Source organism: Pseudomonas sp. HLT2-19-2, assembly GCF_054898005.1.
This window is the reverse complement of record NZ_CM142712.1, coordinates 4,850,706-4,875,193: the sequence shown is the minus strand read 5'-3', so window position 1 is coordinate 4,875,193 and position 24,488 is coordinate 4,850,706. Positions and strand designations below refer to the sequence as shown.

Genomic DNA, 24,488 nt, shown 5'->3' with positions numbered 1-24,488 from the left:
TGCGGGTTTCCCACAGCCAGTACCTCTCATTCAAGCCCGCTCCCAGCGGGTTTTTATTGCCCGGTAAAAACACCATGAAGATCACCCCACTGATCACCCAACTGCGTGATCACTGCCCAACCCTCGCCAATCGCGTGGCTGCCGGCATCGACCTCGAAACGCTACAAGCCAGCAATCCGCTGCAAACCCCTTGCGCCTATGTCGTACCGCTCGCCGATCTGGCAAGTAAAAGCGTGGCGCAAAACCAAACCCTGCAACCGATCCGCGACCGCTTCGAAGTGACCCTGGTGCTTGACACCACCGACGCTACAAAAGCGCTGGATCTGTTTCACGACCTGCGGGCCGAACTGTGGCGGGCGCTGGTGGGTTTCAAGCCCGGCAGTGATTACGACGCCATCGCCTATGACGGCGGCGAACGGGTTTCCATCAACAGCAACCGCGTGCTGTATCGCCTGCGCTTTTTTGCCGAGTTCCAGCTCGGCCGCAATCTGCCTGGTCAGCCTGCGGAGAGCTGGCACGAACGTGAACTGGACGGCTTGTCGTCCTTTACCGGGGTCACCGTGCGGGTCGATGCGATTGATCCAGCGGACCCCAATCTGAAACGCCCTGGCCCCGACGGACGCCTGGAACTGACTTTCTCTGGAGACGTAACCCCATGAGCAAACGCATCACCGTGCTGCCGGCCCCAGGCCGTGCCGTGCCCGACCCGGAAGCGGGCGATCTGTTGCCCCTCGAGGGCCGTGAAGTGCCGGACAACGCCTGGTGGCGTCGACGTCTGGCCGATGGCGATATCACCACCAAAGCCGTGAAAGCGGCAAAACCACAGGGAGCCAAATAATGGCGATCGGATTCAGCAACATCCCCGCGGACATTCGTGTTCCGCTGTTTTACGCCGAGATGGACAATTCGGCCGCCAATAGCGCGTCGTCGGCCATGCGCCGTTTGATCGTCGCTCAGGTCAACGACAACATTGCGCCGGCCGAGGTTGGCAAACTGGTGTTGGTGTCCAGCGTGGCGCTAGCCAAAAGCATTGGCGGCCAAGGCTCGATGCTCGCCTCGATGTATGAAACCTGGCGCAAGACCGATCCGATCGGCGAGATCTGGTGCCTGCCGCTGCACAACACTGAAGGCAGCATCGCCAAAGGCGTGTTGACCCTGACCGGCGCCGCCACTCAAAGCGGTGTGCTTAACCTGTACGTTGGCGGCGTTCGCGTTCAAGCGGCCATCGTCAACGGCGCTACGGCAGCTCAGGCCGCTACCGCGCTGGCGCTGAAAATCAACGCCTCGGCAGATCTGCCGGTCAGCGCTGCAGCGGTTGAGGGCGTCGTGACCCTGAGCGCCAAATGGACTGGCAACAGCGGTAACGACATCAGCCTGCAATTCAATCGCCTGGGCAAGAGCAACGGCGAAGAAACTCCGACCGGCCTCACCACGGCCATCACCGCCATGACCGGCGGTGCCGGTGTGCCGGATCAGGTCGCTGCGGTAGCGGCGCTGGGCGATGAACCGTTCGAGTTCATCTGCATGCCATTCTCGGACCTGTCGACCCTCAACACCTGGCAAGCCGTCATGGATGACAGCACCGGTCGTTGGTCCTGGGCCAAGCAATTGTTCGGGCACGTCTACAGTGCCAAGCGCGGCACCATCGGTACCCTGGTGGCGGCCGGTCAGGCGCGGAACGACCAGCACATGACCCTTCAGGCGCTGGAAACTGGCGTACCACAACCGTTCTGGGTTCAGGCCGCCGCACTGGCGGCACGCACGTCGGTGTTCATCTCCGCCGACGCCAGCCGTCCGACTCAAAGCGGCAGCCTGCCAGGTCTTGACCCGGCGCCGGCCAGCGAGCGTTTCACCCTGACCGAGCGTCAGTCGCTGCTCAATTACGGCATCGCTACTGCGTACTACGAAGGCGGCTACGTGCGCATTCAGCGTTCGATTACCACCTATCAGAAGAACGCCTACGGCCAGGCAGACAATTCCTACCTGGACAGCGAAACCATGCACCAGTCGGCCTTCATCGTGCGTCGTCTGCAAAGCGTGATCACCAGCAAATACGGTCGCCACAAACTGGCCTCTGACGGCACCCGTTTCGGCGCCGGCCAGCCGATCGTTACCCCGAGCACGATTCGCGGCGAGCTGATCGCCCAGTACGCCAAGCTCGAACTGGAAGGCCACGTAGAAAACGCCGAACTGTTCGCCGAGCACCTGATCGTCGAGCGCGACATGCAGGACCCGAGCCGGGTCAACGTGCTGTTCCCGCCGGATTACATCAATGGCCTGCGCGTGTTCGCGCTGCTTAACCAATTCCGTCTGCAGTACGACGACGCGGCTTGATTGCTGCGCTTTAACTGTAAGGACTGTGTGATTTCAGCCCACCTCGCGTGGGCTTTTTATTTGAAGGGAGAAACACCATGGGTCAACTGATTGCGGGCACCTGCTACGTCAAAGTGGACGGCGCTCAATTGACTATCAATGGCGGCTGCGAAGCGCCGTTGATGGCTGTGAAACGGGAAACCGTCGTACCGGGTTTCTACAAGGAAACCGACATTTCCCCGTCGTTCAAAGTGACGGCGCTGCACACCGCGGACTTCCCGCTCAAGCAACTGATCGCAGGCACTGACATGACCGTCACTTGCGAATTCAGCAACGGCAAAGTCTACGTACTGGCCGGCGCCTACCTGGTTGAAGAGCCTGTCTCCAAAGGCGACGACGCCACCATCGAACTGAAATTCGAAGGCATCAAGGGGACCTGGCAATGACTGGCGCCGTGAAGCTTCAGGTTGCGATCGAAGCTCACGGCGAGCCCTTGACCGAACTCAACCTGCGCCGTCCGACGGTGCAGGAAGTTCGAGCGATCAAGGCGCTGCCGTACAAGATCGACAAGAGCGAAGAAGTCAGCCTCGACATGGACGTCGCGGCCAAATACATCGCGGTCTGCGCCGGCATCCCGCCGTCGTCGGTCAATCAGTTGGACCTGGCTGACCTCAACGCGCTGAGCTGGGCTGTCGCGAGTTTTTTCATGAGTGCGGCGTCGGAGCCATCACCGACCTGATTTCAGTCGCCTATGACCTGGCCTGGTTCTGGAAGGTTGACCCCGAACAGATGATGGCCAGGCCACTGGATGTGCTCCGCGAATCGCTGGAGCACGCGCAACGGATCAATGCGATGCAGCAGGTGCAGTGATGGCAGACATAGAAAAGGAAGATGAAAAGTCGGTCCGGCTGACCGGGATCGATGAACTGACCCCCAAGCTCGCCGGCCTTCGAGCGAAGGTCGAGGGCTTCAGAACACATCTTGAACAAACCGGGCTGGGCAAGCTGGATATCAGCGGTCTGTTCAAGGGTGGCAGCGTGATCACGCCCTTCGTGGACGGGATCAAGGCGTCCGCTGCGTTCAAGGGCCAATTGACCGAGGTCAATGAGGCCGCCAAAGGTGTCGATGTGCCGAGCGTACCGACCAGCGCCGCGCAAACCATGAATGTGTTCAGTCGGTCGATGGAGCAGGTGTCGGCTGCCGCTAATACCGCGTTACAACCTGCCGTCGCGACCGTCACGGCAGGGCTTCAGCCGCTGCTCATTGGCTTTGGCAGTCTGCTCAATGACAACCCGAAGCTGGTCGAGGGACTTGCGGCCGGTGCCATTGCGTTTTCGGCGATGCAAACCGCCGTGACCGGCGCGACCCAAGTGTTCGATCTGATGAACATGGTGCTCAAGACCCATCCCATCGTGTTGATTGCCACGGGCATCGCCTTGGCAGCCGGTTTGATTGTGGCCAACTGGAAACCCATTTCGGCGTTCTTCGCCGGGCTTTGGCAAAAGATTTCTCCGGTCGTGATGCCCATGGTCGAGTTCTTCAGGACGATGTTTGCGTTCACGCCGCTGGGACAAATCATCAGCCATTGGGGACCGATCACCGCCGTGTTCGCGGCGATCTGGGACGTCATTAAAGCGGCGGCCACGCCGGTAATTGGATTTTTTCAGACGCTTTTTTCCTGGTCACCACTGGGTTTGATCATCAGCAACTGGACTCCGTTGACGGGCCTGTTCTCGGCCATCTGGGACTTGCTCAGAGCACTGTCGGTGCCGGTCATGGATTTTCTGCATGGTCTGTTCGACTGGTCGCCGCGGGAGATGATCATCACTGGCTGGGGCGCGGTCACCGAATTGTTTTCCGGGATCTGGGACAGCATCAAGGTCCCGGCGCTGGTGATGTACGGCACGCTGCGCAGCCTGTTTGACTGGTTTCCGTTGGAGGAGATCAAAAAGCGTTGGGAGCCGATCACCGAATGGTTCAGCCATTGGTGGGACAGGCTGCAAGGCGTCGTCGCGCCGATCAAGGAATTCTTTGCCGGTGGTTTCGGCAGTCTTGTCGCCAGTGTGACCGGCAAGGTCGAAGGCCTGACCGAGGCTCAAGAAAAAACCAATGCCGAAGGCAACGGTAAGTTTGCGCCGGCGTTTTTTGGCACCGATACCGAGCAACCACAAAGCCTGTCGGTGCTGCCCGGTAATCTGCCGCACAAACCCTCGATGCAGCCTGGATCCCTGACACAAAACTCCAACGCTCTGATTCAGCAAAGCGCCGCCAACAGCCGCACACAACTCGAAGGCGGCCTGACCGTGCGCTTCGAAAATGCGCCGGCCGGCATGCGCACCGATCAGCCGCAAACCAATCAACCGGCGCTGGCGCTCAATTCACGCATCGGCTACCGCACACTGTCCCTTGGAGGTTCCAATGAGCTGGCGTGATCGTTTGATGCCGGCGTCGTTTCGCGGCGTCCAGTTCTGGGTCGATCAGGCGAAAAACCCGGTCGGCCAAAAGGGCCAGTTGCACGAGTACCCGCAGCGCGATCTGCCGTATTTCGAGGGCCTTGGCCTGCAGGCGAAGATTCACGATTTGACCGCATTTATCGTCGGCCCCGATTGCCTGGAGCAGCGCGACAAACTGCTCAAGGCGCTGGAGCAGGGCAGTGGTGAGCTGGTTCACCCGTGGCTGGGACGTCTGCAGGTCAAGGTCGGCGAATGCGACATGACTCACACCCGCCAGGACGGCGGGCTGGTGACCTTTACCCTGAAGTTTTACCCCGATCAACCGGTGCCGTTTCCGACGGCGGCGGTCAGCACGCAGAAGTTATTGCTGGTGTCGGCCGACAGCCTGTTGGGCTCCGCGGTGAAGCGCTTCGAAGACGCGATGACTTTGATCAAGGCTGCGCGGATCGGCATTGCCAACCTGCGCAACAGCATCAAGGAGGCTTACGAGGTGATTCAACAGCACCTTCAGCCGTTGATCGATGAGTACCAGCAGATCAGCGATCTGGTCAAAGCCGTCAAGGAACTGCCCAAGGACGTGGCGGCGGAATTCAAGGGATTGATCGGCGACATCAACGAACTGAAGGACTTCGCCCGTGAAGGTTATCGTGGCGTGATTGCCAACGTCTCCCAACAGGTCGAAGCCATCAAGAAGGCCGATGCGCCGAAGCTCACCACCGGCAAGGACACCACCGCTGCGGCCCAGGCGCTGACCAATCTGGTGCAGGACACTTTGATTGTGCAAATGGCCCAGTGGGTCGCGTCGATGCCGGTGGCTTCGCAGGCAGTCAAGCGGATCACCAACCTGCCGGTCGGGCATCAGGCTGTGCAACCGACCACGCACCAGGACGTTCCGGTGGTCGACGACTTAGAGGCCTTGCGTGTGGCACTTGAGGAAGTGTTCAAGCTGCCCGAGGCCAAGGCGGATCCTGCGCACTATCTGGCGATGAGCAATCTGCGCCAGGCGCTCCGGGCGCATTTGAAAGCGGTCGCGTCGTCCGGCGTTCGACTGGTCAGCAAGTCTTTCAAGCAAAGCCTTCCGGGGCTGGTCGTGATCTATCAGCAAAGTGGAGACGCCACGCGAATCGCTGAAGTACTACAGCGCAACGGCATTATTCATCCGGGGTTTCTCCCGCTGGACGACGTAAAGGTCCTGGGGGAATAGACCATGAATGAACTCGACAACAGCGTGTTGCTGACCGTTGACGGTCTGGAGTATGGCGGCTGGAAAAGCGTTGAAATCACTGCAGACCTAGAGCGCCAGTTCCGCACTTTCAAGCTCGATATCACCTGGCAATGGCCGGGGCAGACGGTCGATCGACCCATCCGCCCGGGTGCGCCCTGCCAAGTGCGAATCGGCTGCGATCTGGTGCTCAGCGGGTATGTCTTCAAGGCGCCGATCAGCTATGACGGGCGGCAGATCAGCCTGAGTATCGAAGGCAGTTCAAAGACTCAGGACCTGGTGGACTGTGCGGCGATCAACACGCCCAACCAATGGCATCAGCAATCGTTACTCAGCATCGTCGAAGCGCTGGCCTCGGCCTATGCCGGGAAAGTGGTCAGCGAAATCCCGGAAACCGCGCGGCTCGGCAGCCACACCATCGTGCCGGGGGAAACGGTCTTTCAGTCAATCGACCGCTTGCTCACGCTGTTTCGGGTGTTTTCCACCGATGACGCTGAAGGTCGGGTAGTACTGGCCCGGCCGGGCAGCGGTGGGCGAGCCAGTGATGTGCTTGAGCTGGGCAAGAATATTCTGTCGGCCAACGCGCCGATGGACTTCAGCCAGGTGTTCTCCGAGTACCGGGTGATCGGTCAGCACAAGGGCGGCGACGAGAAGAGCGGTGCGGCCGTGAGCGAAGTGTCCGGGGTTTCCACCGACCCGATTATCGGGCGCAAGCGGATCACCGTGATCAACGAAAGCGCGCAATTGACCCCGGAACTGGCGCAGCAACGTGCCGATTGGGAAAGCGGTATTCGCGTCGGCAAGGCTGGCACCACGACCTATCGGGTACAAGGTTGGCGGCAATCCAACGGTGATTTGTGGAAGCACAACACCTTGGTGCGGGTGATCGACAAGGTATTGGGTTTTGACCACGACATGCTGATCTCCAAGGTGACTTACTCGCTGTCCGAACAGGGCTCGGTCACCACACTTCAAGTGGCGCCGCCTTACACCTTCGATGCGAACCCGGTGCCTCCCAAAACCTGACACCCCGCTAAGCCTCGCTCCTACAAGGTAATCCACATGAGCCTACTGACACGCCTCCTGGCGCGCGGCACTGTCGTGCTCGCCAACTCGGCTACCAAGCTTCAATCCCTGCAAATGCGCCTCACCGCCGGCGAAGTGAACGACGACATGGAACACTTCGAACCTTACGGTTTCACCAGCAATCCGCTGGCCGGTGCTGAAGGTATCGCCACGTTTTTGGGTGGCGATCGTTCTCACGCCATTGTGCTGGTGGTCGCCGACCGCCGCTATCGCCTCAAGGCACTGGCCCAGGGCGAAGTAGCGATCTACACCGACGAAGGCGACAAGATCCACTTCAAGCGTGGACGGATCATCGACATCGAAACCACTACCCTGAACATCCGCGCCAGCACTGCCGTAAATATCGACACACCGACCCTGAACCAGACCGGCAAGATCGTCTCTCAGGGCGATCAGATTGCCGGTGGCATCAGCCAGATCAAGCACGTGCACGTCGGCGTGCAGGCGGGCAACGGCCAGACCGGCGTGCCGGCGGGAGGCCAGTGATGTTTATCAGCCAAAACCTCCACGCCGCACTGACCCGTTCAGTGCTGATCAGCCTGTTCACCTGGCGCCGCGCCGCCGATGACGATGCCCTCGATGACGAAGAACGTTTCGGCTGGTGGGGCGACACCTTTCCTACGGTCGCGGACGACCGTATCGGCTCACGCCTGTGGCTGCTGCGGCGGGTCAAGCTGACCCGACAGACCCAGATGGACGCCGAGTTCTATGCCCGCGAAGCCTTGCAATGGCTGATCGACGACGGCCACTGCAGCGCCATCGACATCATCAGCGAACGCCTCGACGCTCAGCGCCTGAACCTGCGCACGGTCCTGACCCTGGCCGACGGCGAGCGCCTGGACATCAACCCTGATAACAGTTGGCAGGTGATCTATGCCGTTTGAAACCCCTTCGCTGCCGGTGCTGATCAAGCGCACCCAAAGCGACCTGGCCAGCGATTCGCTGCGTCAGTCCGATGCGCAAGTGCTGGCCCGCACCCTCGGTGGCGCCGCCTATGGTCTGTATGGCTATCTGAACTGGATCGCCGAGCAGATCCTTCCGGACAAGGCCGATGAGTCGACCCTGGAACGGATCGCCGCACTGCGTCTTAACCAGCCGCGCAAAGCCGCACAATCGGCCAGTGGCAGCGTCAGCTTTACCGCCAGCGCCGGTGCTGTGCTGGACGTCGATACTCTGCTGCAATCGAACGACGGTCGCATTTACAAAGTCACTTCCGCCCGCACCGCCAGCAATGGCTTGAACAGCACCACCATCGCCGCCCTCGACGCCGGCAGCCTCGGTAATGCCGACGCCGGCATGACGCTGATTCCGGTGCAGCCGATTCTGGGCATTATCGGCAACAGCTTCACGGTGCTGGCGCCGGGGTTGACCGGCGGAATCGCTCGGGAAAGTCTGGAATCCCTGCGGTCCCGGGTGATTCGTTCTTACCGGATCATTCCTCACGGCGGTTCGGCGCAAGACTACGAAACCTGGGCGCTCGAATGTCCGGGGGTGACCCGTGCCTGGTGTCGCGGCAGCTATCCCGGTCCCGGGATTGTCAGTCTGTACATCATGCGTGACGACGATGCGCAGCCCGTCCCCAATCCCGAGCAACTGGCTGAAGTCCAGGCCTACATCGAACCTCTGCGCCCGGTCACTGCCGAGTTGCGTGTGCTGCCACCGGTACAAGTGCCGGTGACCTACCGACTGAACCTGAAGCCCGACACCACGGCCGTACGCGCCGCTGTTGAAGCGCAACTGCGCGATCTGCATAACCGCGAAGGCGGCCTGGGCGACACTTTGCTGGTAAGTCACATCCGTGAAGCCATCAGCAGCGCAACCGGCGAAAGTGATCACGATCTCAAGTCACCTACCGCCGACGTCGAAGCCGAGAGCAACCAGTTGCTGACCTTCGGAGGTTGCGTATGGCAGTGATCAGAACCGCCGCACAATACCAGGCCCAACTGCGCAGCCTGCTACCCAGCGGTCCCGCGTGGGACCCCGAGCGGGTCCCGGAACTCGAAGAAGTCCTTGAAGGCGTCGCCCAGGAACTGGCCCGCCTCGACGCCCGCGCCGCCGACCTGCTCAATGAAATGGACCCCGCCGGCGTCAGCGAACTGGTGCCGGATTGGGAGCGGGTGATGAACCTGCCCGACCCGTGCCTGGGCGCGACGCCATTGTTCGACGACCGCCGCCTCGCCGTACGCCGTCGACTGCTCGCTGTTGGCAGCCAGGCCATCAGCTACTACGTCGAGATCGCCAAAAGTCAGGGGTACCCGAACGCCACCATCACCGAGCTTGAAGTCCCGCGAATGGGACGGGCCCGGTTTGGCCAGGCGCATTTCGGAACATGGCAGGCGCATTTCATGTGGACGCTGAACACCGGTGGCCGCCAGCTGCTGGGCCGACGTTTCGGCGCCAGTTACTGGGGCGAACGCTTCGGTATGAACCCGGGTTCTGCACTGGAATGCCAGATCCATCGCAGCGCACCGGCGCATACCAAGGTGCACATCAATTATGACTAGGGAGTAGAGGGATGGACTATCCGAAAAGTGTGCCCAGCGCCGGGTTGGTGAATGGGAAGTTTGTGGATGAGAACCCGTTGATGGGGACGCCGGGGTTGTTGATTCCGGCGAGGTGGGGCAACAGCGTCACGGATGAAATCGTCAATGTCATTACCGCCGCCGGTCTTGTGCCTGCTGAAGCGGATAGCACTCAGCTCAGAGCGGCGATCTCGGCGATTGTCGAGAAGAATAAGGCCGACTCTTTCGCGAGCAAGGAAGAAGCTGAGTCAGGAGCAAGCAGCAGTCGATTGATGACGCCGCTACGGGTGTTTCAGGCGATAGAAAAGAAAGTGGTGCAAGCGACAGAGTCGATCTTTGGCTGGGCACGCATCGCTTCTCAAGCCCAAGTCAATGCCACAGCAGACGACACCACAATCGTGACACCGAAAAAACTCTGTCTGGGTGTCTCCTACAGTTTTGCGGAAAACGGCTACATCGCGTTTCCGGCCTGGCTGGGCGACTTCATGATTCAGTGGGTACAGGTTTCTATCAGCGTCAATGGCGGCTACGTATCCAAACCTTGGCCACTGGCCTTTAAAAACCAGTGCCGGGGCGCATGGGCCAGTTACTCGCACTCGGGGAACGCTCCGTTTGTTGATATCACTACCGCACCCCTGGTCACTTACTTTGACGCCAGTCAGGTTCAGGTCATGAGCAATTCCGGTGGTACTGGCTGGATCGCTGTCCTGAGTGTGGGGAACTGAAATGAAGCGTTTTTATAGCCGCAGTACCGGTAACACCTACCTGGCGGGTTATCACACCAGGCTTCCCGAAGATGCCGTTGAAATTGACGACGAACGCTATAGCGCGGTGATTGCCAATCCGAAGGCGGGAACAGATAGATCTCATGACGATCAGGGCCTGCCGGTGTTGGTTGAACTTGCGCCGCTCTCGGAAGAACAACTTTTGCAGGAAGCCAAGGCATGGCGCGACAACGAATTTGCGCGCGTGGTCTGGCTTCGCGACCGACATCGGGACGAGTTGGAACTGATGAAGGCCACCACGCTTTCCGACACTGACTATCAGGCGTTGCTGGTTTATCTGCAGGCACTGCGCAAGTGGCCTCAGGCGAATAAGTTTCCCTCCAAACGCTCGCGTCCAAAAAAGCCAGCCTGGATGACTGTCGAGTGAACGGATACCGCTGGTATGAACGCTTGATTCAAGCGCGCTATCGGTATCTCCAATGAATATTCCAGACAAGGAATGAAATATGGATTATCCAAAAAGCGTCCCCAGTGTCGGGCTGGTCAATGGACGGTTTGTTGACGAAAACCCGGTGGCCGGTTCGCCCGGATCGTTGATACCAGCGGTTTGGGGCAATGCTGTTACGCAAGAGATTTTGAGTGTGGTGGCCGGCGCCGGAATGGCGCCGTTGGAGGCGGACAACGGCCAGTTGCTCAAGGCCATCCAGACGATCATTGGCGTGACGAGCCCGATGCGTTCGGTGGTCACCCGGCTAGCGGCATCAAAGTTGCTGGCGCCGGAAGAACTCGGTCTGGTGTTGATTGATGCAAGCCCCGGCGCCGCCACCATCACTCTTCCGCCAGCCAACGTTGCGATGGGCGTTCGCGACGTCATTCTTCGACGCGTAGACAATAGCGGTAACCGCCTCGTTATCCAGGCTGCCGGCACTGACCGACTCAAATTTCATACCCATCTTTCGGGAGCCGGTTATACGTTTATCGTACTGATGGGCGGTGGTGACTGGTGGCATCTGCGCAGTGATGGCGTTGGCAGTTGGTGGCCGGTGGGGCGGTTTGACAATACCCCCTTGGGTCGACCGTTTTTCGAAACGACCACGCTGCTCAGTCCCGGTGGCTATGGGGCACTCAACGGCACGGTCATGAACCGTGCGCAGTGGCCGTGGTTGTGGGATCACGCCCAGCAATCGGGAATGCTCGGGACCGAGGCCGCGCGGGTCGGGAACGAAGGTAAGTGGACTAGCGGTGACGGTGCGCTGACGTTCCGTGGACCTGAAAATCGCGGGGAGTTTTTAAGGGTTCTGGACGAAGGCCGTGGCGTGGATGCCGGGCGTGTAGTGGGTGCCTTCCAGCCCGGAACTTCTCATTCCTATGCCATGGGGGCGAATGGCGGCGGTGCAGTAGGGTCACGATGGAGTGACAGCCTGGCTGCCGTCGGTGCCGACACCCGTGAGGAGCCACAATATATCGGCTCGCTCAGCAATGGCGGCCCCATCTATCCGGCCGGAACCAGTTACCAGATGGATCCTGCCGGCACCTTGCTCTATCTCTTCAAATCCCGTCCTCGCAACATCGCCTATCCCGGCCGCATCAAACTTATCTGAGGTGTCCATGTTTAATTATCTGATTGATAACTCGGGCGCCTTGTCGGGGCCCGTGGAGTTCTTCGTGACGCCGGGAATCGGTATTCAACTGCCCAGTAATTCCGTTGAACTTTCATTTGAATTGCCGCCTCCGGAACAGGGCCGTACATGGGCACTGGTCAATAATGTCCCGCGCGAAGTGATCGACCGGCGCGGTCTGGTGTATCGCAAAGAGGGCGGGGCTCAGCAGATCTGGAGTGAACTTGGGGAGCTGCCTGACGCCTTTACCACGGTTCCATGGCCGGGTGAGTTTTATGTCTGGCGTGATAACACCTGGGAGTCGGACGACCAGGCGCGGTTGGCGGATGTCAGGAATCAGGTGTTCACCAAACGAGACGCGCTACTTCGTGACGCAGTCCTGCGTATTGCCCCGCTTCAATATGCCGAAGATATCGGTGACGCCACTCATGATGAGCAACTGGCATTGATGGAATGGAAACTCTACAGCGTTGAGTTGAATCGCCTTAAACGGCAAGCAACCTTTCCTGCAGAGATCGACTGGCCTCAGGTTCCAGGTTCGACCGAGTAACTGCACGGCCTGTGTTTATGCCCTACAACTTGAGTAGATCAAATGGATTATCCAAAAAACGTATCGGGCGCGGGACTGGTCAACGGTAAATTTGCCGATGAAAACCCGATAGCCGGAACCCCCGGCTCCTTGATTCCAGCCAGTTGGGGTAATAGCGTCACCCAGGAAATTCTCAACGCCATCACCGCCGCGGGACTGATGCCTTCCGAGAATCAAAATGATCAGTTGAGCCTGGCCATTAAAGAGTTGGCGAAACTCGACCCCCAACAGAGTTTTCCCGTGCAGGTTTATCGCAAAAACCTGCTGATTAATGGCAACTTCGATATCTGGCAGCGCGGTACAGGCAACTTGGGGCCTTACACCGGTGCTTATATCGCTGACCGTTTTCGTTGCGACTGGAACGGGAACGCCGGGGTGAACATTTCGCGGCAGAACTTTGCACTGGGTCAGGGGGAGGTGCCCAATGAGCCCCGTTACTTTATGCGTTGGCAGCAAGTCACTGCGGGAGTTGGCGCCAGCGTGCATAAAATTTCCCAGGCTATCGAGTCGGTCAGGACCTTGGCGGGGAAAACCGCGACGCTGACGTTCTGGGCCAAGGCCGACACGGCGCGTCAACTCAATGTGACTGTCGCGCAGTATTTCGGAGCGGGCGGTAGTGTGGATACTGTGACGCCGGTTGGCAGCTTTCAACTCAAAACCTCCTGGACCCGATACAGCTCGACGATTCAAGTACCGTCCCTGGTGGGCAAAACGTTGGGAAGTAGTGGCAATGACTTTCTGCGGCTCTCCTTTGACCTGCCTTTGAATGTTTTGCAGGTTATAGACCTGGCGCAGATCCAGTTGGAAGAGGGGCGGGTGTCGACGCCGTTCGAGCTCCGTAGCCCTGGCGATGAGTTGATGATGTGTCAGCGTTATTACGAAAAAACCTATAGCCAGGATCTGCCGCCTGGAAGCATGACAGGTCCCTACGGTGCACTGTTATCCACAGTGAAACAGGGGCAAACGAGCTTTGCCTCACAGCCCTTGGCTCAGTGGACCTTCAAGGTTGAGAAGAGAGCTACTCCAAGTCTCAGTTTGTTTACCATTACTTCGAAGGGGGTCGCTGGGCAATGGCGTTCTGGGAGCGATGAAGTTTCATCGGCTAATGCTCGACCTCTTGGGGTGTCGACTCGCGGCATCTGGGTCGATAACTCCGATATCGGGCTGGTTACTCAGACTTATTACATCCACGCCACCGCCGATGCCGAACTTTAAGGAGGTTTTCCCTATGCACTATCAACTCACTAAAGACCCGGCCACTGTCATTCGTCTGCCTGACGGAGCAACCGTGCCTCGGCATCACCGTTTCTGGGATGAATACCAGCAATGGCTGGCGAGTGGTGGCGTGCCGTTGCTCGCCATGCTGGAAGACGATCCGGAGGCAGAACCTGAACCAGCCACAGTTGCCCGAGCCTGGCGGAACCAGGAACTGGCCGCCAGCCAATGGCTGGTCGACCGTGATCGCGATGAGCAAGCTGCCGGCACTCCGTTGGCTTTGAACAGCGATCAATATCATGAACTGCTGGATTACCGGCAGGATCTGCGCGACTGGCCCTCGCTAGCCAACTTTCCAAAAGACTTCAGCAAACCACTGGCGCCGGTCTGGTTCAAAACAACGGCAAATGGAACATGACCCATGTCTCTCACTTCAGCGCAGTTGCAACAAATTTTCCCCAACGCCCGCCCTCAAGCGGGCGTTTTCATTTCCGCCCTCAACACCACCATGGCCCACCGCAACATCAACACCCCCAAACGCATCGCCGCTTTCCTCGCGCAAGTCGGACACGAATCGGGGCAGTTGCAGTACGTACGTGAACTGGGCAGCACTCAGTACCTGAGCAAATACGACACTGGCACCCTGGCCGCCCGCTTGGGAAACACTCCAGAACCCGACGGTGACGGTCAAAAATACCGTGGCCGTGGCCTGATCCAGATCACCGGCCGCAACAACTACCGTCAATGCAGTCTCGGCTTGTTCGGCGATGAACGTCTGCTGTCTCTGCCTGAACTGTTGGAGCAGCCCCAATGGGCGGCCGAGTCTGCAGCATGGTTCTGGGCGCACAACGGCTTAAACGAACTGGCCGACCGCGACCAGTTCAACAGCATCACTCGCCGGATAAACGGTGGGCTGAACGGTTTGCAGGACCGTCTGGAAATCTGGGCGCGGGCGAGGGCGGTGCTATGCCAGCCTTCGGTCTGATCGGCTGGCGACTGATCGGTCTGCTGGTACTGGCCGGTTGTTCGGCAGCATTGGCCTGGTAGTTTCAGGATTGGCGCTACGGCCAACAATTGGCGGAGCAGGCCAGGCTGCACGCCGAGACCCTTAATCAACTGACTCTCGCCGCTGCCACCCAGCAACAGGCCGAGCAGGACAAACACCTGGCCCTGGAGCAGCGTCTTTCGACCAGCGAACAAGGCTGCTCAGTGCCAGCCACCTCCAGCACCGGCGGCATGGTTCATGGAGCCGCGCGCGCCCGACTTGACCCGGCGCATGCTCAACGAATTATCGCCATCACCGACGCCGGCGACCGCGGATTGATTGCCTTGCAGGCCTGTCAGGCTTATATCAGAGCCTTCGCTCGCTAACATTTTGATCGATCCTGCGCCTTGCAAGCGCGTGACGCTCGTGTACGGTAGTTCTCATTCCGCTTGCTCAGGAGATGACCGTGAAAGAAATCACCCAACTGGCCGCTGAACTTGGCAGGCGTTTGCAGGTTCTCAATGCTCACGTCACTGCCGCCGAGTCCTGTACCGGCGGCGGGATCAGCGAGGCGATCACCCGGATTCCGGGGAGTTCGGCATGGTTTGAGGCCGGTTATGTCACTTACTCCAACCCCCAGAAAACCGAGCAATTGAATGTCCCGGTCGAGTTGTTTGCGACGGTGGGGGCGGTCAGTCGCGAGGTGGTCGAGGCCATGGTCCGAGGCGCGCAGGAAAAATGCCAGGCGCGTTTTGCCGTGGCGGTCAGCGGTGTGGCGGGGCCGGATGGCGGTTCGCCGAGCAAGCCGGTGGGCACCGTGTGGCTGGCCTGGGGCGTTGGCGAGCAGGTGTTCAGCGAGGTGCAGCACTTTCCCGGTAGTCGTGACGACGTCCGCCGACAAACGGTGAAGGCCGCGCTAGAGGGGCTGCTGCGCCATGCCGCTGGAGAAATCTCAAATCAGGGGTAGGCGATCCTGAAACGCTGTGGAATAATACTGGCTACTTATACAGGTGTTGGCCGTCAGGCCTTATTGATTACGTGAGGACTTTAATGGACGACAACAAGAAGAAAGCCTTGGCTGCGGCCCTGGGTCAGATCGAACGTCAATTCGGCAAGGGTGCCGTAATGCGTATGGGCGATCAGGACCGTCAGGCGATCCCGGCTATCTCCACTGGCTCTCTGGGTCTGGACATCGCGCTCGGCATTGGCGGTCTGCCAAAAGGCCGTATCGTTGAAATCTACGGTCCTGAATCCTCTGGTAAAACCACGCTGACACTGTCGGTGATCGCCCAGGCTCAAAAAGCTGGCGCGACCTGCGCATTCGTCGACGCCGAACACGCCCTCGACCCTGAATATGCCGGCAAACTGGGCGTCAATGTCGACGACCTGCTGGTTTCGCAGCCGGACACCGGCGAGCAAGCCCTGGAAATCACCGACATGCTGGTGCGTTCCAACGCGGTTGACGTGATCATTGTCGACTCCGTGGCCGCTCTGGTTCCAAAAGCTGAAATCGAAGGCGAAATGGGTGACATGCACGTGGGCCTGCAAGCCCGTCTGATGTCCCAGGCGCTGCGTAAAATCACCGGTAACATCAAGAACGCCAACTGCCTGGTTATCTTCATCAACCAGATCCGTATGAAAATCGGCGTGATGTTCGGCAGTCCGGAAACTACCACCGGTGGTAACGCGCTGAAGTTCTACGCTTCGGTTCGTCTGGACATCCGCCGTACTGGCGCGGTGAAAGAAGGTGATGAAGTCGTTGGTAGCGAAACCCGCGTCAAGGTTGTGAAGAACAAGGTGGCTTCGCCGTTCCGTCAGGCCGAGTTCCAGATTCTTTACGGCAAGGGTATCTACCTCAACGGCGAGATGATCGACCTCGGCGTGCTGCACGGTTTCGTTGAGAAGTCCGGTGCCTGGTATGCCTACGAAGGCACCAAGATCGGTCAGGGCAAGGCCAACTCGGCCAAGTTCCTGGCGGACAACCCGGAAATCGCCAAGAAACTTGAGAAGCAACTGCGCGACAAGTTGCTGACTCCAGCACCGGACGTCAAAGCATCGCCAGTCAAAGAGACTGCTGATGACCTGGCTGACGCTGATATCTGATTGATCCGATGACCGCCGTACTCGATACACCTGTCGCTGTGCGGCGAACCGCAATGGACCTGCTCGCGCGACGCGAGCACGGTCGAGTCGAGTTGACGCGTAAACTGCGTCAACGCGGCGCCCTCCCTGAAATGATCGACACGGCACTCGACCGTTTGACGGAAGAAGGTCTGCTGTCCGAGTCCCGTTATCTCGAAAGCTTTGTTTCTTACCGTGCCCGTTCCGGCTATGGCCCTTTGCGTATTCGTGAAGAGTTGAGTCAGCGCGGCCTGCAACGTACCGACATAGAACTCGCTTTGCGCGAGAGCGGTATCAACTGGCAGGAACAACTGGAAGACACCTGGCGGCGAAAGTTTTCCGGGCATTTACCGATAGACGTCCGGGAGCGTGCCAAACAGGGCAGGTTCCTGAGTTATCGGGGATATTCCATGGAAATGATCAGCCGCTTGTTCAGCGGCCGAGGGATGGACGATTGACTGAAACGGCTCGCTATTTCGATAGCGGGCCGTTTTTTTACCTACGTAACCTTGGACGGTTCCCGCGTGCGCTGTTGCTCCTGGGTTTTGGACTGCGCCCAGTTTTCCGACAGGTTGATGTAATCCACCAGTTCCCGCAGACGACCATGATCACGCGCATTGAAGGTGAAGGCTAGTCGCGCCAGGTGGCTGAACTGCGGTTCGTCGTGTTCCTCACCGCTGTAGGCATGCTGATGGAAATGATCGCTCAGACACAGGTCGGCAAATGCCTCCTGCATGTGTTCGAGTGCCTGGTCGCTTAGTTTGTGATTCATGCGAATCACGAACTGATGCTTGAGCCAGCGGCTGGAGTGGAAGTTGCTGTAAAACTGGTTGATCTGCTCCACAGCCTCTTCCGCGCTATAGACCAGACTCACGAGCTTCATATCGGTCGGCAGGATGTAGCGATTTTCCTCCAGTTGATGGTGAATGAAGTCCAATGCACCTTGCCAGAACTTGCCGCCAGGAGCGTCCAGCAGTATCACGGGCACCAGCGGGCTTTTACCCGTCTGGATCAGAGTCAGCACTTCCAGCGCTTCATCCAGGGTGCCGAAACCGCCAGGGCAGAGGACCAGCGCATCGGCTTCCTTGACGAAGAACAGCTTGCGGGTAAAGAAGAAGTGAAAAGGCAGCAGGTTGGTGGTGCCATTCACGGTGGGATTGGCATGCTGCTCGAAGGGCAGGGTGATATTGAATCCCAGGCTGTGTGCCAGGCCGGCACCTTCGTGAGCCGCCGCCATGATGCCGCCACCGGCACCGGTGATAACCATCAGGTCTGAGCGCGCCAGTGCGGCGCCAAGCTCCCGGGCCAGACCGTATAAAGGATGTTCTATCGGTGTTCGGGCCGAGCCAAAAACGGTGACCTTTCGGCGCCCCCTGAACTGTTCCAGCGCACGGAAGGCATGTTCCAGTTCGCGTAGGGCTTGCAAGGTGATCTTGGCATTCCAGCGGTTGTGATCTTCCTGGGCCATGCGTAGCACGGTCAGGATCATGTCGCGGTAGATCGGGATGTTCGGGCTGTTGGGTGAAACCAGGTTGAGTTGCTCTTCGACCTTGCTGATGAGGTCGTGGCCGCTTTCTTCAAAATGACGGCTCAGGAGGTCATTCGGTTGGTAAGGCATCAACTTCTCCTTCCGTACAGGCTCTGTTTTTCCCTTGGATGAAGGAAACATTCGCACAACAAGACGTGTAATGGGCGGCCCCCTTCCTGCCCTGAAAAGTGAACGTGAACACTATGAATCTAGACCCTCGCAGAGATTTTCGCTGACTTGATCATTGCGCGGTAAAGCCTTTCCTGGCAACCGCTTATTGGCGATTTGCAAGGTGCTTTCACCGCTCGTCTGAACGCAGTCCGCGTGTGCGATAGTCTGATTTACTAAATGACAGGCATGACACGATAACTTTGCGTCAAAGGCAGGGCGCACGGTACAAGCGGTTCAAGGATTTTATCGCTCAAGCAAGGGCGAGGTGCAAGGAGGCGAGAGCTATGGCCAGAGTCATTCTGGAGATCGATACGCAACTGTATCGATTACTGAAGTCATCGGCCGAGACCAATCATGTGAGTCTCGAAGAGGAGTGCTGCCGGCGTCTGGAGGGGGCCGACCGGCGTTCACGTTACTTGCAGGCGCTGGTGGCAGAACTGCGCGCCGAGGATGAACAGCGGCGCGCCAATTCCCATTGATTACTTCTTCTTGGCTGGAGCCGCTTTTGGGCAATCCGATTCCTGATAGCTGGCGGAGCCAACTGAGCGGTTGGTCTTCACCTCAGTGAAGTCGTAACGCATGACCGCGCCCTTGGCCATCAGCTTGCGGAACGATGGGTTGTTGCACACAGAGGCGCCCAGCTGGAAATACACGGCTTTCGGGTCGGCACGCATCTTGTTGGCGTGGCTGCTTTGTACACTCAGATGATTGATCAGCGTGTTGCCTTCGACGGTGTATCCCTGATCAAGAATGTCTTCGTTGATCGCCCGTGGAGTGCCAGCACTGCTTTGTGTGGCGACGTTTCGCAGCTCTCTGGTGAGATTCTGCTCACTCAAGGACGCAGCTTGAGCGCTGAAGGACGACGCCAGCAAAATGGCAGCGGTGGGAACGATAAGGCGCAGCATGAAACTCTCCTGGTTCAGTGACTGGTGGTTCGACCCATCACATGACTGTGCGTTCAGTGGCGGCGAATTATAGGGGACGAGACCTGGACGGTACAGGCTTGCGCCGACTGCTCTGATAAACTGCCGCCACTTTCTGCCCTGCCGAGTGTTTTTCGTGTCGATTTTCTTCCCCTGCCGGCGTCGCCTGCGATGAACCCTGCAACCCCACGCTTTGCTGCAAACGCAGTAGCCCGCTTGCGCGATGAGCGGGAGGAAGAAGGCGTCAAGCCGATTCAGGCCCGAGGCTGGAGGGCGCCGCGTTGCCGAGCCTGCCGCGTGATCGAGAGCCATTGCCTGTGCGCCTGGCGCCCGCAGGTCGATGCCCGCTCTGGCGTGTGCCTGATCATGACCAACAAGGAAGTGTTCAAGCCGAGCAACACCGGTTGGCTGATCGCCGATGTGGTGCGCGACAACCATGCATTTATCTGGTCACGCACGGAAACTGATCCGCAGTTGCTGGCGTTGCTGGCCGACCCGCAATGGCAACCGTATCTGGTGTTTCCGGGTGAGTACGTCGAACCCGAGCGTGTAACAAACAGCGTCGATGCCGATAGTTCGAAGCGTCCGCTGTTTATCCTGCTGGATGCCACCTGGACAGAAGCGCGGAAGATTTTCCGTAAAAGCCCGTATTTTGATGCGTTGCCGATCCTGAGTCTGTTGCCCGAGAAGCTGTCGCGGTACCGGTTGCGCAGGTCGACCCGCAGCGAGCATTTGTGCACGGCCGAGGTGGCGGCGCTGTGTCTCGATCTTGCGGGCGATACCGAGGCGGCATCGGCGCTGGACGCTTATTTCGACGTGTTCAGTCAACATTATCTCGACGCCAAACATCAGCTGGACATGAACGTTGCAACGCCAGCCCACGCCGAACTGATGCCTTTTGTGCAGAGCACGGCCCCGGTCATCTCCTGATTGTCGCCCATACTGCAAAGAACTGTACCGGCCATGCACCTTGACCACCCCGGTTTCGCTGGGCATGCTTGGCGCCGATTAGGGCGCGGCCGAAGTTTGATACGCCGTATTCTTTACGTGAATAGCCACGTTATTGGCGTTGAACGTGCCCTGTTGGTGCAGCTCCGTGGCTGCACCTCGAGTTGTTTGAAAAACAGGATCATTTGAAAAATGGCCACATACGAAATCCTGATTGCCGATGACCATCCTCTTTTTCGTAGCGCCCTGCATCAAGCGTTGACTCTGGGACTGGGCCCCGAAGTCCGTCTGGTGGAAGTAGCGAGCATTGCCGAGTTGGAAACCCGTCTGGACGAGAAGTCCGACTGGGATTTAGTACTGCTGGACCTGAACATGCCGGGGGCCTACGGTTTTTCTGGGTTGGTGCTGCTGCGCGGTCAGTATCCGCAGATTCCGGTGGTCATGGTATCGGCCCAGGAAGAGGCTTCAATCATGGTGAAGTCCCGTGAATTCGGCGCCAGTGGTTTCATTCCCAAGTCCAGCGACCTGAGCGTCATCCAGAAAGCCGTACGCGCGGTGCTCGATGGTGATGTGTTCTGGCCGCCCCAGGCGTTCGAGGCGGTCAGCGTTTCCGCCGAAGCCAAGGCCGCCAGCGAAGGCCTTGCGAGCCTCACGCCCCAGCAATTTCGTGTCCTGACCATGGTCTGTGAGGGTTTGCTGAATAAGCAGATTGCTTACGAGCTGAGTGTTTCCGAAGCGACGATCAAGGCCCACGTGACAGCGATTTTTCGCAAGCTGAATGTGCGGACACGGACTCAGGCGGCGTTGCTCCTGCAACAACTTGAGTCAATTTCGAGCCACTAAGGCGCTGCATGTTCACGCTTTTTTGACTTTGCTTGAATTAGCTTACCCACTTCCTTTTTAGGTCAGTTGCCTACTTTATGTCACCTTTCAAAGGCCAGACCGGCCTCAAACGCATCCTCAACGCCTCCGGTTATTCCCTGGACGGCCTGCGCGCAGCCTTCACCGGCGAAGCGGCTTTTCGGCAACTGGTGTTGCTCAACGTTATATTGATCCCGCTGTCGTTCTTCCTGAATGTCAGCCGCGTCGAACAGGCGTTGCTGATTGCAGTCTGCCTGTTGGCGTTGATCGTCGAATTGCTCAATTCGGCAGTGGAAGCGGCCATCGACCGCATTTCCCTCGAATTGCACCCGCTGTCCAAGAACGCCAAGGACATGGGCAGCGCCGCTCAGTTCGTGGCGTTGAGCATGATCGCGCTGGTGTGGGCGGTGATTCTGCTTTAAGCGATGGTGGGCAGCACAATCTCGTCGCTGCGCTGAACCCCGGCGGTGAAAGCGCGGCACAGGTCGAGGAATTCACGCATCGCTGATGTCTGATATTTCTGTTTGTGCCAGATGAAATAGAATTGCCGCGCCAGATCCAGATCCGGTGTCTCCACGGGCACCAGGCTGCCACGGCGGAATGCATCGCGCAGTGCCAGGCGAGAAATGCAACCAATCCCCAACCCGGACTCCACAGCACGCTTGATCGCTTCGGTGTGTTCGAGCTCCAGTCGAATATTCAACGAGCTGCGATGGTGACGCATGGCCTGGTCAAAGGTCAGTCGCGTGCCAGAACCCTGTTCACGCAGAATCCAGGCTTCGTGGGTCAGTTCTTCCATGGTCGCCGTGCCGCGCTTGGCTAGTGGATGCTGTGGCGCGCAGAACACCACCAGCTCATCCTCGACCCAGCTCTGTACTTCGATGTCCGGATGGCTGCAGTCGCCTTCGATTAGACCCAGATCAATTTCATAGTGGGCAACCTGCTGCACAATGTTGGCAGTGTTCTGCACGTGCAGCTTCACCTGGCTTTCTGGATGGCGCTGCATAAAGCTGCCGATCAGCAAGGTGGCCAGGTAATTGCCGATGGTCAGGGTTGCGCCGACCGCCAGAGAGCCAAATCCCGACTTGCCATTGAGCAAGTCTTCGATTTCTTTGGACTGATCGAGCAGCGCCACCGCTTGCGGTAGCAGCTGTTTGCCGAGGGCGTTGAGGCTCAGCCGTTTGCCGGCGCGGTCGAACAGCTGACAGCTGGACTGACGCTCTAGCTCGGTGATTGAGGTGCTCGCCGCCGACTGCGAGAGGTTGAGCAGACCCGCAGCACGGGACACGCTTTCCTGCTGGGCGACGGCGACGAATACTTGAAGTTGACGGAGAGTAAATCGCATATCTATATAACCGATAACCCTTATCTTAATAATCCAGTTAACAGATATTGTGGCTGCCATTAGAATGCGATGCAATTGTGCACAGCAGCTCATTTTTCGCAGAGCAGGCGCAGAGCAAGCGCAGACAAAATCCCCAGGAGTCCCACGTACATGAGCAACATGAACCACGAGCGTGTCCTCAGTGTTCATCACTGGAACGACACTCTGTTCAGCTTCAAGTGCACCCGCGATCCGGGCCTGCGCTTCGAGAACGGTCAGTTCGTGATGATCGGCCTGCAACAGCCCAGCGGCCGGCCGCTCATGCGCGCTTACTCGATTGCCAGCCCGAACTGGGAAGAGCATCTCGAATTCTTCAGCATCAAGGTGCCTGATGGTCCGTTGACTTCCCAGCTGCAGCATTTGAAGGAAGGCGACGAGATCATCATCAGCAAAAAGCCTACGGGCACGCTGGTGCTGGATGACTTGAAGCCTGGCAAACATTTGTACCTGCTCAGCACCGGTACCGGTCTGGCGCCATTCATGAGCGTCATCCAGGACCCGGAAACCTACGAGCGTTTCGAAAAAGTGATCCTGTGCCACGGCGTGCGTTACGTCAACGAAGTCGCTTACCGCGAATTCATCACCGAGCACCTGCCGCAGAATGAGTTCTTCGGCGAGGCCCTGCGTGACAAGTTGATCTACTACCCGACCGTGACCCGCGAGCCGTTCGAGAACGAAGGTCGCCTGACCGACCTGATGCGCAGCGGCAAGCTGTTCAGCGACATCGGTCTGCCACCGATCAACCCGCAGGACGACCGCGCCATGCTGTGCGGCAGCCCGAGCATGCTCGACGAGACCAGCGAAGTGTTGAACAGCTTCGGCCTGAAAGTTTCGCCGCGGATGCGCGAGCCGGGTGATTACCTGATCGAGCGTGCGTTTGTCGAGAAGTAAGCAAACCGTATCACCAAAAAGCCCCCATTACCTGTGCAGGCATGGGGGCTTTTTTTATGCCTGACGCAAACCTTGTAGGAGCTGTCGAGTGAAACGAGGCTGCGATCTTTTGATCTTGTTTTTAAAAGCAACATCAAAAGATCGCAGCCTCGTTTCACTCGACAGCTCCTACGGGTTGGAAGCGGGGATGACTTCAAGAACGCGGATCACCCCCGCCTCGGGGTAATGCCAACGCACATCCAGATCCCAGAACTGTGCGCCGTATTCCCGTTCGGGTGTAGGAATCTGATACGCCGGACGTGGGTCTTGTGCCAGGCATTGCTCGATCAACGCCACCAGCGGTTCTTCAAGGCGCTGAGCATGGCTGTGAGCCTGTTGCAGCGCTGAATCTGTCCACTGCACGGGAATCAGCTGCGGCGCAGCGCTGGCGATGCTGTTGGAGGCCGTGTCGATGATGTCGGCGTAAGGCACGTACGGTTTGATGTCGAGAATCGGCGTGCCGTCCAGCAGGTCGATACCGGATATCCACAGCCGATTGGCTTCAACCTTGTCCAGCTTGACCACTGACTGGCCGATGCCATTGGGTCGATGCGTCGCGCGGGTGGCGAACACGCCCATGGATTTGTTACCGCCGAGGCGAGGAGGGCGGACTTTCAGGCGTGGCTTTTCTTCCAGGGCCTGGTGAAACAGGAACAGCAGCCAGACATGGCTGACCTGCTCCAGACCTTGCACAGCGTCACCCTGATCGAACGGCGCCACCAGTTCCAGCACGCCGCGAGCGGCCGGGGCCAGTTGTGGCTGGCGCGGGATGGCAAACTTCTCCTTGAAGCAGGAGCGCACGAAGCCGATGGGGGAAACGCTGTAGGTCATGGTTTAGGGTCGAAGCGGGGTTAGGGCGGGCATGATAACCCACCCAAAGATCGTTCCCACGC

Annotated in this window: 30 protein-coding genes and 2 pseudogenes; 28 read left to right on the top strand and 4 right to left on the bottom strand. The window is 58.6% G+C overall.

Going from position 1 to position 24,488, the window contains the following annotated elements; all coding sequences use genetic code 11:
• The first annotated feature begins 74 nt into the window (after positions 1-74).
• The 23 genes and pseudogenes from ACYZTU_RS22835 (at position 75) to recX (ending at position 17,308) form a co-directional block, all read left to right on the top strand.
• Positions 75-659, top strand: coding sequence for a phage tail terminator protein (locus ACYZTU_RS22835; protein ID WP_461965725.1), 585 nt, complete (start codon positions 75-77; stop codon positions 657-659).
• Complete coding sequence (locus ACYZTU_RS22830; protein WP_003198311.1) at positions 656-838, top strand: DUF2635 domain-containing protein; 183 nt, start codon at positions 656-658, stop codon at positions 836-838. Before ACYZTU_RS22835 ends, ACYZTU_RS22830 begins: the two co-directional genes overlap by 4 nt.
• Positions 838-2,334 (top strand): phage tail sheath subtilisin-like domain-containing protein, encoded by a 1,497-nt coding sequence (locus ACYZTU_RS22825; protein WP_461965723.1) that lies wholly within the window; start codon positions 838-840, stop codon positions 2,332-2,334. The genes ACYZTU_RS22830 and ACYZTU_RS22825 overlap by 1 nt, the downstream gene beginning before the upstream one ends.
• Positions 2,335-2,411: 77 nt before the next feature.
• Positions 2,412-2,759, top strand: a complete 348-nt coding sequence (locus tag ACYZTU_RS22820; protein WP_282376942.1) for a phage tail tube protein — start codon at positions 2,412-2,414, stop codon at positions 2,757-2,759.
• Positions 2,756-3,052 (top strand): phage tail assembly protein, encoded by a 297-nt coding sequence (locus tag ACYZTU_RS22815; RefSeq protein ID WP_046054588.1) that lies wholly within the window; start codon positions 2,756-2,758, stop codon positions 3,050-3,052. The genes ACYZTU_RS22820 and ACYZTU_RS22815 overlap by 4 nt, the downstream gene beginning before the upstream one ends.
• Positions 3,053-3,182: 130 nt before the next feature.
• A complete protein-coding gene (locus ACYZTU_RS22810; RefSeq protein WP_461965721.1) occupies positions 3,183-4,745 on the top strand; it encodes a phage tail protein in 1,563 nt (520 codons plus the stop codon).
• The gene (locus ACYZTU_RS22805; RefSeq protein ID WP_461965719.1) at positions 4,732-5,970 is read left to right on the top strand and encodes a DNA circularization protein; all 1,239 of its coding nucleotides are present in this window, start codon (positions 4,732-4,734) and stop codon (positions 5,968-5,970) included. Before ACYZTU_RS22810 ends, ACYZTU_RS22805 begins: the two co-directional genes overlap by 14 nt.
• Positions 5,971-5,973: 3 nt before the next feature.
• On the top strand, positions 5,974-7,014 hold the full coding sequence (locus ACYZTU_RS22800) for a phage baseplate assembly protein (RefSeq protein ID WP_461965717.1): 1,041 nt from the start codon (positions 5,974-5,976) through the stop codon (positions 7,012-7,014).
• Between the two features lie 36 nt (positions 7,015-7,050).
• Positions 7,051-7,560: a phage baseplate assembly protein V gene (locus tag ACYZTU_RS22795; protein ID WP_282376937.1), complete on the top strand. Its 510-nt coding sequence runs from the start codon at positions 7,051-7,053 to the stop codon at positions 7,558-7,560.
• On the top strand, positions 7,560-7,958 hold the full coding sequence (locus ACYZTU_RS22790) for a phage GP46 family protein (RefSeq protein ID WP_038979177.1): 399 nt from the start codon (positions 7,560-7,562) through the stop codon (positions 7,956-7,958). Before ACYZTU_RS22795 ends, ACYZTU_RS22790 begins: the two co-directional genes overlap by 1 nt.
• Positions 7,948-8,988, top strand: coding sequence for a baseplate J/gp47 family protein (locus tag ACYZTU_RS22785; protein ID WP_461965715.1), 1,041 nt, complete (start codon positions 7,948-7,950; stop codon positions 8,986-8,988). The genes ACYZTU_RS22790 and ACYZTU_RS22785 overlap by 11 nt, the downstream gene beginning before the upstream one ends.
• On the top strand, positions 8,979-9,578 hold the full coding sequence (locus ACYZTU_RS22780; RefSeq protein ID WP_461965713.1) for a YmfQ family protein: 600 nt from the start codon (positions 8,979-8,981) through the stop codon (positions 9,576-9,578). Before ACYZTU_RS22785 ends, ACYZTU_RS22780 begins: the two co-directional genes overlap by 10 nt.
• Positions 9,579-9,589: 11 nt before the next feature.
• Positions 9,590-9,787 (top strand): annotated as a pseudogene (locus ACYZTU_RS22775) (hypothetical protein); the annotation flags it as partial.
• Positions 9,788-10,322: 535 nt separating this feature from the next.
• The gene (locus tag ACYZTU_RS22770; protein ID WP_461965711.1) at positions 10,323-10,748 is read left to right on the top strand and encodes a phage tail assembly chaperone; all 426 of its coding nucleotides are present in this window, start codon (positions 10,323-10,325) and stop codon (positions 10,746-10,748) included.
• Positions 10,749-10,827: 79 nt separating this feature from the next.
• Positions 10,828-11,922: a phage tail protein gene (locus ACYZTU_RS22765; protein ID WP_461965709.1), complete on the top strand. Its 1,095-nt coding sequence runs from the start codon at positions 10,828-10,830 to the stop codon at positions 11,920-11,922.
• 7 nt (positions 11,923-11,929) lie between these two features.
• Positions 11,930-12,490, top strand: a complete 561-nt coding sequence (locus tag ACYZTU_RS22760) for a tail fiber assembly protein (RefSeq protein ID WP_461965707.1) — start codon at positions 11,930-11,932, stop codon at positions 12,488-12,490.
• A gap of 42 nt (positions 12,491-12,532) precedes the next feature.
• Positions 12,533-13,744 (top strand): carbohydrate-binding protein CenC, encoded by a 1,212-nt coding sequence (locus ACYZTU_RS22755; protein ID WP_461965706.1) that lies wholly within the window; start codon positions 12,533-12,535, stop codon positions 13,742-13,744.
• 13 nt (positions 13,745-13,757) lie between these two features.
• Positions 13,758-14,162: a phage tail assembly chaperone gene (locus tag ACYZTU_RS22750; RefSeq protein WP_461965704.1), complete on the top strand. Its 405-nt coding sequence runs from the start codon at positions 13,758-13,760 to the stop codon at positions 14,160-14,162.
• Between the two features lie 3 nt (positions 14,163-14,165).
• A complete protein-coding gene (locus ACYZTU_RS22745; RefSeq protein ID WP_461965702.1) occupies positions 14,166-14,729 on the top strand; it encodes a glycoside hydrolase family 19 protein in 564 nt (187 codons plus the stop codon).
• A pseudogene (locus tag ACYZTU_RS22740) lies at positions 14,711-15,115 on the top strand (lysis protein). Before ACYZTU_RS22745 ends, ACYZTU_RS22740 begins: the two are co-directional and overlap by 19 nt.
• Positions 15,116-15,195: 80 nt before the next feature.
• Entirely contained in the window at positions 15,196-15,696 is a 501-nt protein-coding gene (locus ACYZTU_RS22735; protein WP_461965700.1) for a CinA family protein, read from the top strand.
• 83 nt (positions 15,697-15,779) lie between these two features.
• Positions 15,780-16,832, top strand: coding sequence for a recombinase RecA (gene recA / locus ACYZTU_RS22730; protein ID WP_150709927.1), 1,053 nt, complete (start codon positions 15,780-15,782; stop codon positions 16,830-16,832).
• A gap of 8 nt (positions 16,833-16,840) precedes the next feature.
• Positions 16,841-17,308 carry a recombination regulator RecX gene (recX, locus tag ACYZTU_RS22725; RefSeq protein ID WP_461965698.1) on the top strand — a complete coding sequence of 156 codons (468 nt, stop codon included), beginning with the start codon at positions 16,841-16,843 and terminating at the stop codon, positions 17,306-17,308.
• 41 nt (positions 17,309-17,349) lie between these two features.
• On the opposite strand, the gene ACYZTU_RS22720 is transcribed toward recX, so the two are convergent.
• Positions 17,350-18,468, bottom strand: a complete 1,119-nt coding sequence (locus ACYZTU_RS22720) for an LOG family protein (RefSeq protein WP_461965696.1) — start codon at positions 18,466-18,468, stop codon at positions 17,350-17,352.
• 365 nt (positions 18,469-18,833) lie between these two features.
• Between ACYZTU_RS22720 and ACYZTU_RS22715 the strand changes: the two genes are divergently transcribed.
• On the top strand, positions 18,834-19,028 hold the full coding sequence (locus ACYZTU_RS22715) for a hypothetical protein (protein WP_449644957.1): 195 nt from the start codon (positions 18,834-18,836) through the stop codon (positions 19,026-19,028).
• Here the strand turns inward: ACYZTU_RS22715 and ACYZTU_RS22710 are convergent, their stop codons facing one another.
• A complete protein-coding gene (locus tag ACYZTU_RS22710) occupies positions 19,029-19,454 on the bottom strand; it encodes a PA3611 family quorum-sensing-regulated virulence factor (protein ID WP_282376918.1) in 426 nt (141 codons plus the stop codon).
• A 189-nt stretch (positions 19,455-19,643) separates the two neighbouring features.
• Here ACYZTU_RS22710 and ACYZTU_RS22705 point away from each other — a divergent pair, with 189 nt between their 5' ends.
• From ACYZTU_RS22705 to ACYZTU_RS22695, 3 genes are all read left to right on the top strand, one after another.
• Positions 19,644-20,402, top strand: coding sequence for a tRNA-uridine aminocarboxypropyltransferase (locus ACYZTU_RS22705; protein WP_461965694.1), 759 nt, complete (start codon positions 19,644-19,646; stop codon positions 20,400-20,402).
• Between the two features lie 210 nt (positions 20,403-20,612).
• Positions 20,613-21,263, top strand: coding sequence for a response regulator transcription factor ErdR (gene erdR, locus ACYZTU_RS22700; protein ID WP_045057556.1), 651 nt, complete (start codon positions 20,613-20,615; stop codon positions 21,261-21,263).
• A 77-nt stretch (positions 21,264-21,340) separates the two neighbouring features.
• Complete coding sequence (locus ACYZTU_RS22695; RefSeq protein WP_008010143.1) at positions 21,341-21,703, top strand: diacylglycerol kinase; 363 nt, start codon at positions 21,341-21,343, stop codon at positions 21,701-21,703.
• On the opposite strand, the gene ACYZTU_RS22690 is transcribed toward ACYZTU_RS22695, so the two are convergent.
• Positions 21,700-22,626: a LysR family transcriptional regulator gene (locus ACYZTU_RS22690; protein WP_008153977.1), complete on the bottom strand. Its 927-nt coding sequence runs from the start codon at positions 22,624-22,626 to the stop codon at positions 21,700-21,702. The two genes, ACYZTU_RS22695 and ACYZTU_RS22690, sit on opposite strands and share 4 nt — an antisense overlap.
• Before the next feature lie 150 nt (positions 22,627-22,776).
• On the opposite strand from ACYZTU_RS22690, the gene fpr reads away from it, so the two are divergent.
• A complete protein-coding gene (gene fpr, locus ACYZTU_RS22685; RefSeq protein WP_282376913.1) occupies positions 22,777-23,556 on the top strand; it encodes a ferredoxin-NADP reductase in 780 nt (259 codons plus the stop codon).
• A 168-nt stretch (positions 23,557-23,724) separates the two neighbouring features.
• Here the strand turns inward: fpr and tsaA are convergent, their stop codons facing one another.
• Positions 23,725-24,426, bottom strand: a complete 702-nt coding sequence (gene tsaA / locus ACYZTU_RS22680; protein ID WP_461965693.1) for a tRNA (N6-threonylcarbamoyladenosine(37)-N6)-methyltransferase TrmO — start codon at positions 24,424-24,426, stop codon at positions 23,725-23,727.
• Between the last annotated feature and the right edge of the window lie 62 nt (positions 24,427-24,488).

Coding starts and splice junctions, on each gene's coding strand:
- ACYZTU_RS22835 (WP_461965725.1), top strand. CDS start 75: ATGAAGATCACCCCACTGATCACCCAACTGCGTGATCACTGCCCAACC.
- ACYZTU_RS22830 (WP_003198311.1), top strand. CDS start 656: ATGAGCAAACGCATCACCGTGCTGCCGGCCCCAGGCCGTGCCGTGCCC.
- ACYZTU_RS22825 (WP_461965723.1), top strand. CDS start 838: ATGGCGATCGGATTCAGCAACATCCCCGCGGACATTCGTGTTCCGCTG.
- ACYZTU_RS22820 (WP_282376942.1), top strand. CDS start 2,412: ATGGGTCAACTGATTGCGGGCACCTGCTACGTCAAAGTGGACGGCGCT.
- ACYZTU_RS22815 (WP_046054588.1), top strand. CDS start 2,756: ATGACTGGCGCCGTGAAGCTTCAGGTTGCGATCGAAGCTCACGGCGAG.
- ACYZTU_RS22810 (WP_461965721.1), top strand. CDS start 3,183: ATGGCAGACATAGAAAAGGAAGATGAAAAGTCGGTCCGGCTGACCGGG.
- ACYZTU_RS22805 (WP_461965719.1), top strand. CDS start 4,732: ATGAGCTGGCGTGATCGTTTGATGCCGGCGTCGTTTCGCGGCGTCCAG.
- ACYZTU_RS22800 (WP_461965717.1), top strand. CDS start 5,974: ATGAATGAACTCGACAACAGCGTGTTGCTGACCGTTGACGGTCTGGAG.
- ACYZTU_RS22795 (WP_282376937.1), top strand. CDS start 7,051: ATGAGCCTACTGACACGCCTCCTGGCGCGCGGCACTGTCGTGCTCGCC.
- ACYZTU_RS22790 (WP_038979177.1), top strand. CDS start 7,560: ATGTTTATCAGCCAAAACCTCCACGCCGCACTGACCCGTTCAGTGCTG.
- ACYZTU_RS22785 (WP_461965715.1), top strand. CDS start 7,948: ATGCCGTTTGAAACCCCTTCGCTGCCGGTGCTGATCAAGCGCACCCAA.
- ACYZTU_RS22780 (WP_461965713.1), top strand. CDS start 8,979: ATGGCAGTGATCAGAACCGCCGCACAATACCAGGCCCAACTGCGCAGC.
- ACYZTU_RS22770 (WP_461965711.1), top strand. CDS start 10,323: ATGAAGCGTTTTTATAGCCGCAGTACCGGTAACACCTACCTGGCGGGT.
- ACYZTU_RS22765 (WP_461965709.1), top strand. CDS start 10,828: ATGGATTATCCAAAAAGCGTCCCCAGTGTCGGGCTGGTCAATGGACGG.
- ACYZTU_RS22760 (WP_461965707.1), top strand. CDS start 11,930: ATGTTTAATTATCTGATTGATAACTCGGGCGCCTTGTCGGGGCCCGTG.
- ACYZTU_RS22755 (WP_461965706.1), top strand. CDS start 12,533: ATGGATTATCCAAAAAACGTATCGGGCGCGGGACTGGTCAACGGTAAA.
- ACYZTU_RS22750 (WP_461965704.1), top strand. CDS start 13,758: ATGCACTATCAACTCACTAAAGACCCGGCCACTGTCATTCGTCTGCCT.
- ACYZTU_RS22745 (WP_461965702.1), top strand. CDS start 14,166: ATGTCTCTCACTTCAGCGCAGTTGCAACAAATTTTCCCCAACGCCCGC.
- recA (WP_150709927.1), top strand. CDS start 15,780: ATGGACGACAACAAGAAGAAAGCCTTGGCTGCGGCCCTGGGTCAGATC.
- recX (WP_461965698.1), top strand. CDS start 16,841: ATGACCGCCGTACTCGATACACCTGTCGCTGTGCGGCGAACCGCAATG.
- ACYZTU_RS22720 (WP_461965696.1), bottom strand. CDS start 18,468: ATGCCTTACCAACCGAATGACCTCCTGAGCCGTCATTTTGAAGAAAGC.
- ACYZTU_RS22715 (WP_449644957.1), top strand. CDS start 18,834: ATGGCCAGAGTCATTCTGGAGATCGATACGCAACTGTATCGATTACTG.
- ACYZTU_RS22710 (WP_282376918.1), bottom strand. CDS start 19,454: ATGCTGCGCCTTATCGTTCCCACCGCTGCCATTTTGCTGGCGTCGTCC.
- ACYZTU_RS22705 (WP_461965694.1), top strand. CDS start 19,644: ATGAACCCTGCAACCCCACGCTTTGCTGCAAACGCAGTAGCCCGCTTG.
- erdR (WP_045057556.1), top strand. CDS start 20,613: ATGGCCACATACGAAATCCTGATTGCCGATGACCATCCTCTTTTTCGT.
- ACYZTU_RS22695 (WP_008010143.1), top strand. CDS start 21,341: ATGTCACCTTTCAAAGGCCAGACCGGCCTCAAACGCATCCTCAACGCC.
- ACYZTU_RS22690 (WP_008153977.1), bottom strand. CDS start 22,626: ATGCGATTTACTCTCCGTCAACTTCAAGTATTCGTCGCCGTCGCCCAG.
- fpr (WP_282376913.1), top strand. CDS start 22,777: ATGAGCAACATGAACCACGAGCGTGTCCTCAGTGTTCATCACTGGAAC.
- tsaA (WP_461965693.1), bottom strand. CDS start 24,426: ATGACCTACAGCGTTTCCCCCATCGGCTTCGTGCGCTCCTGCTTCAAG.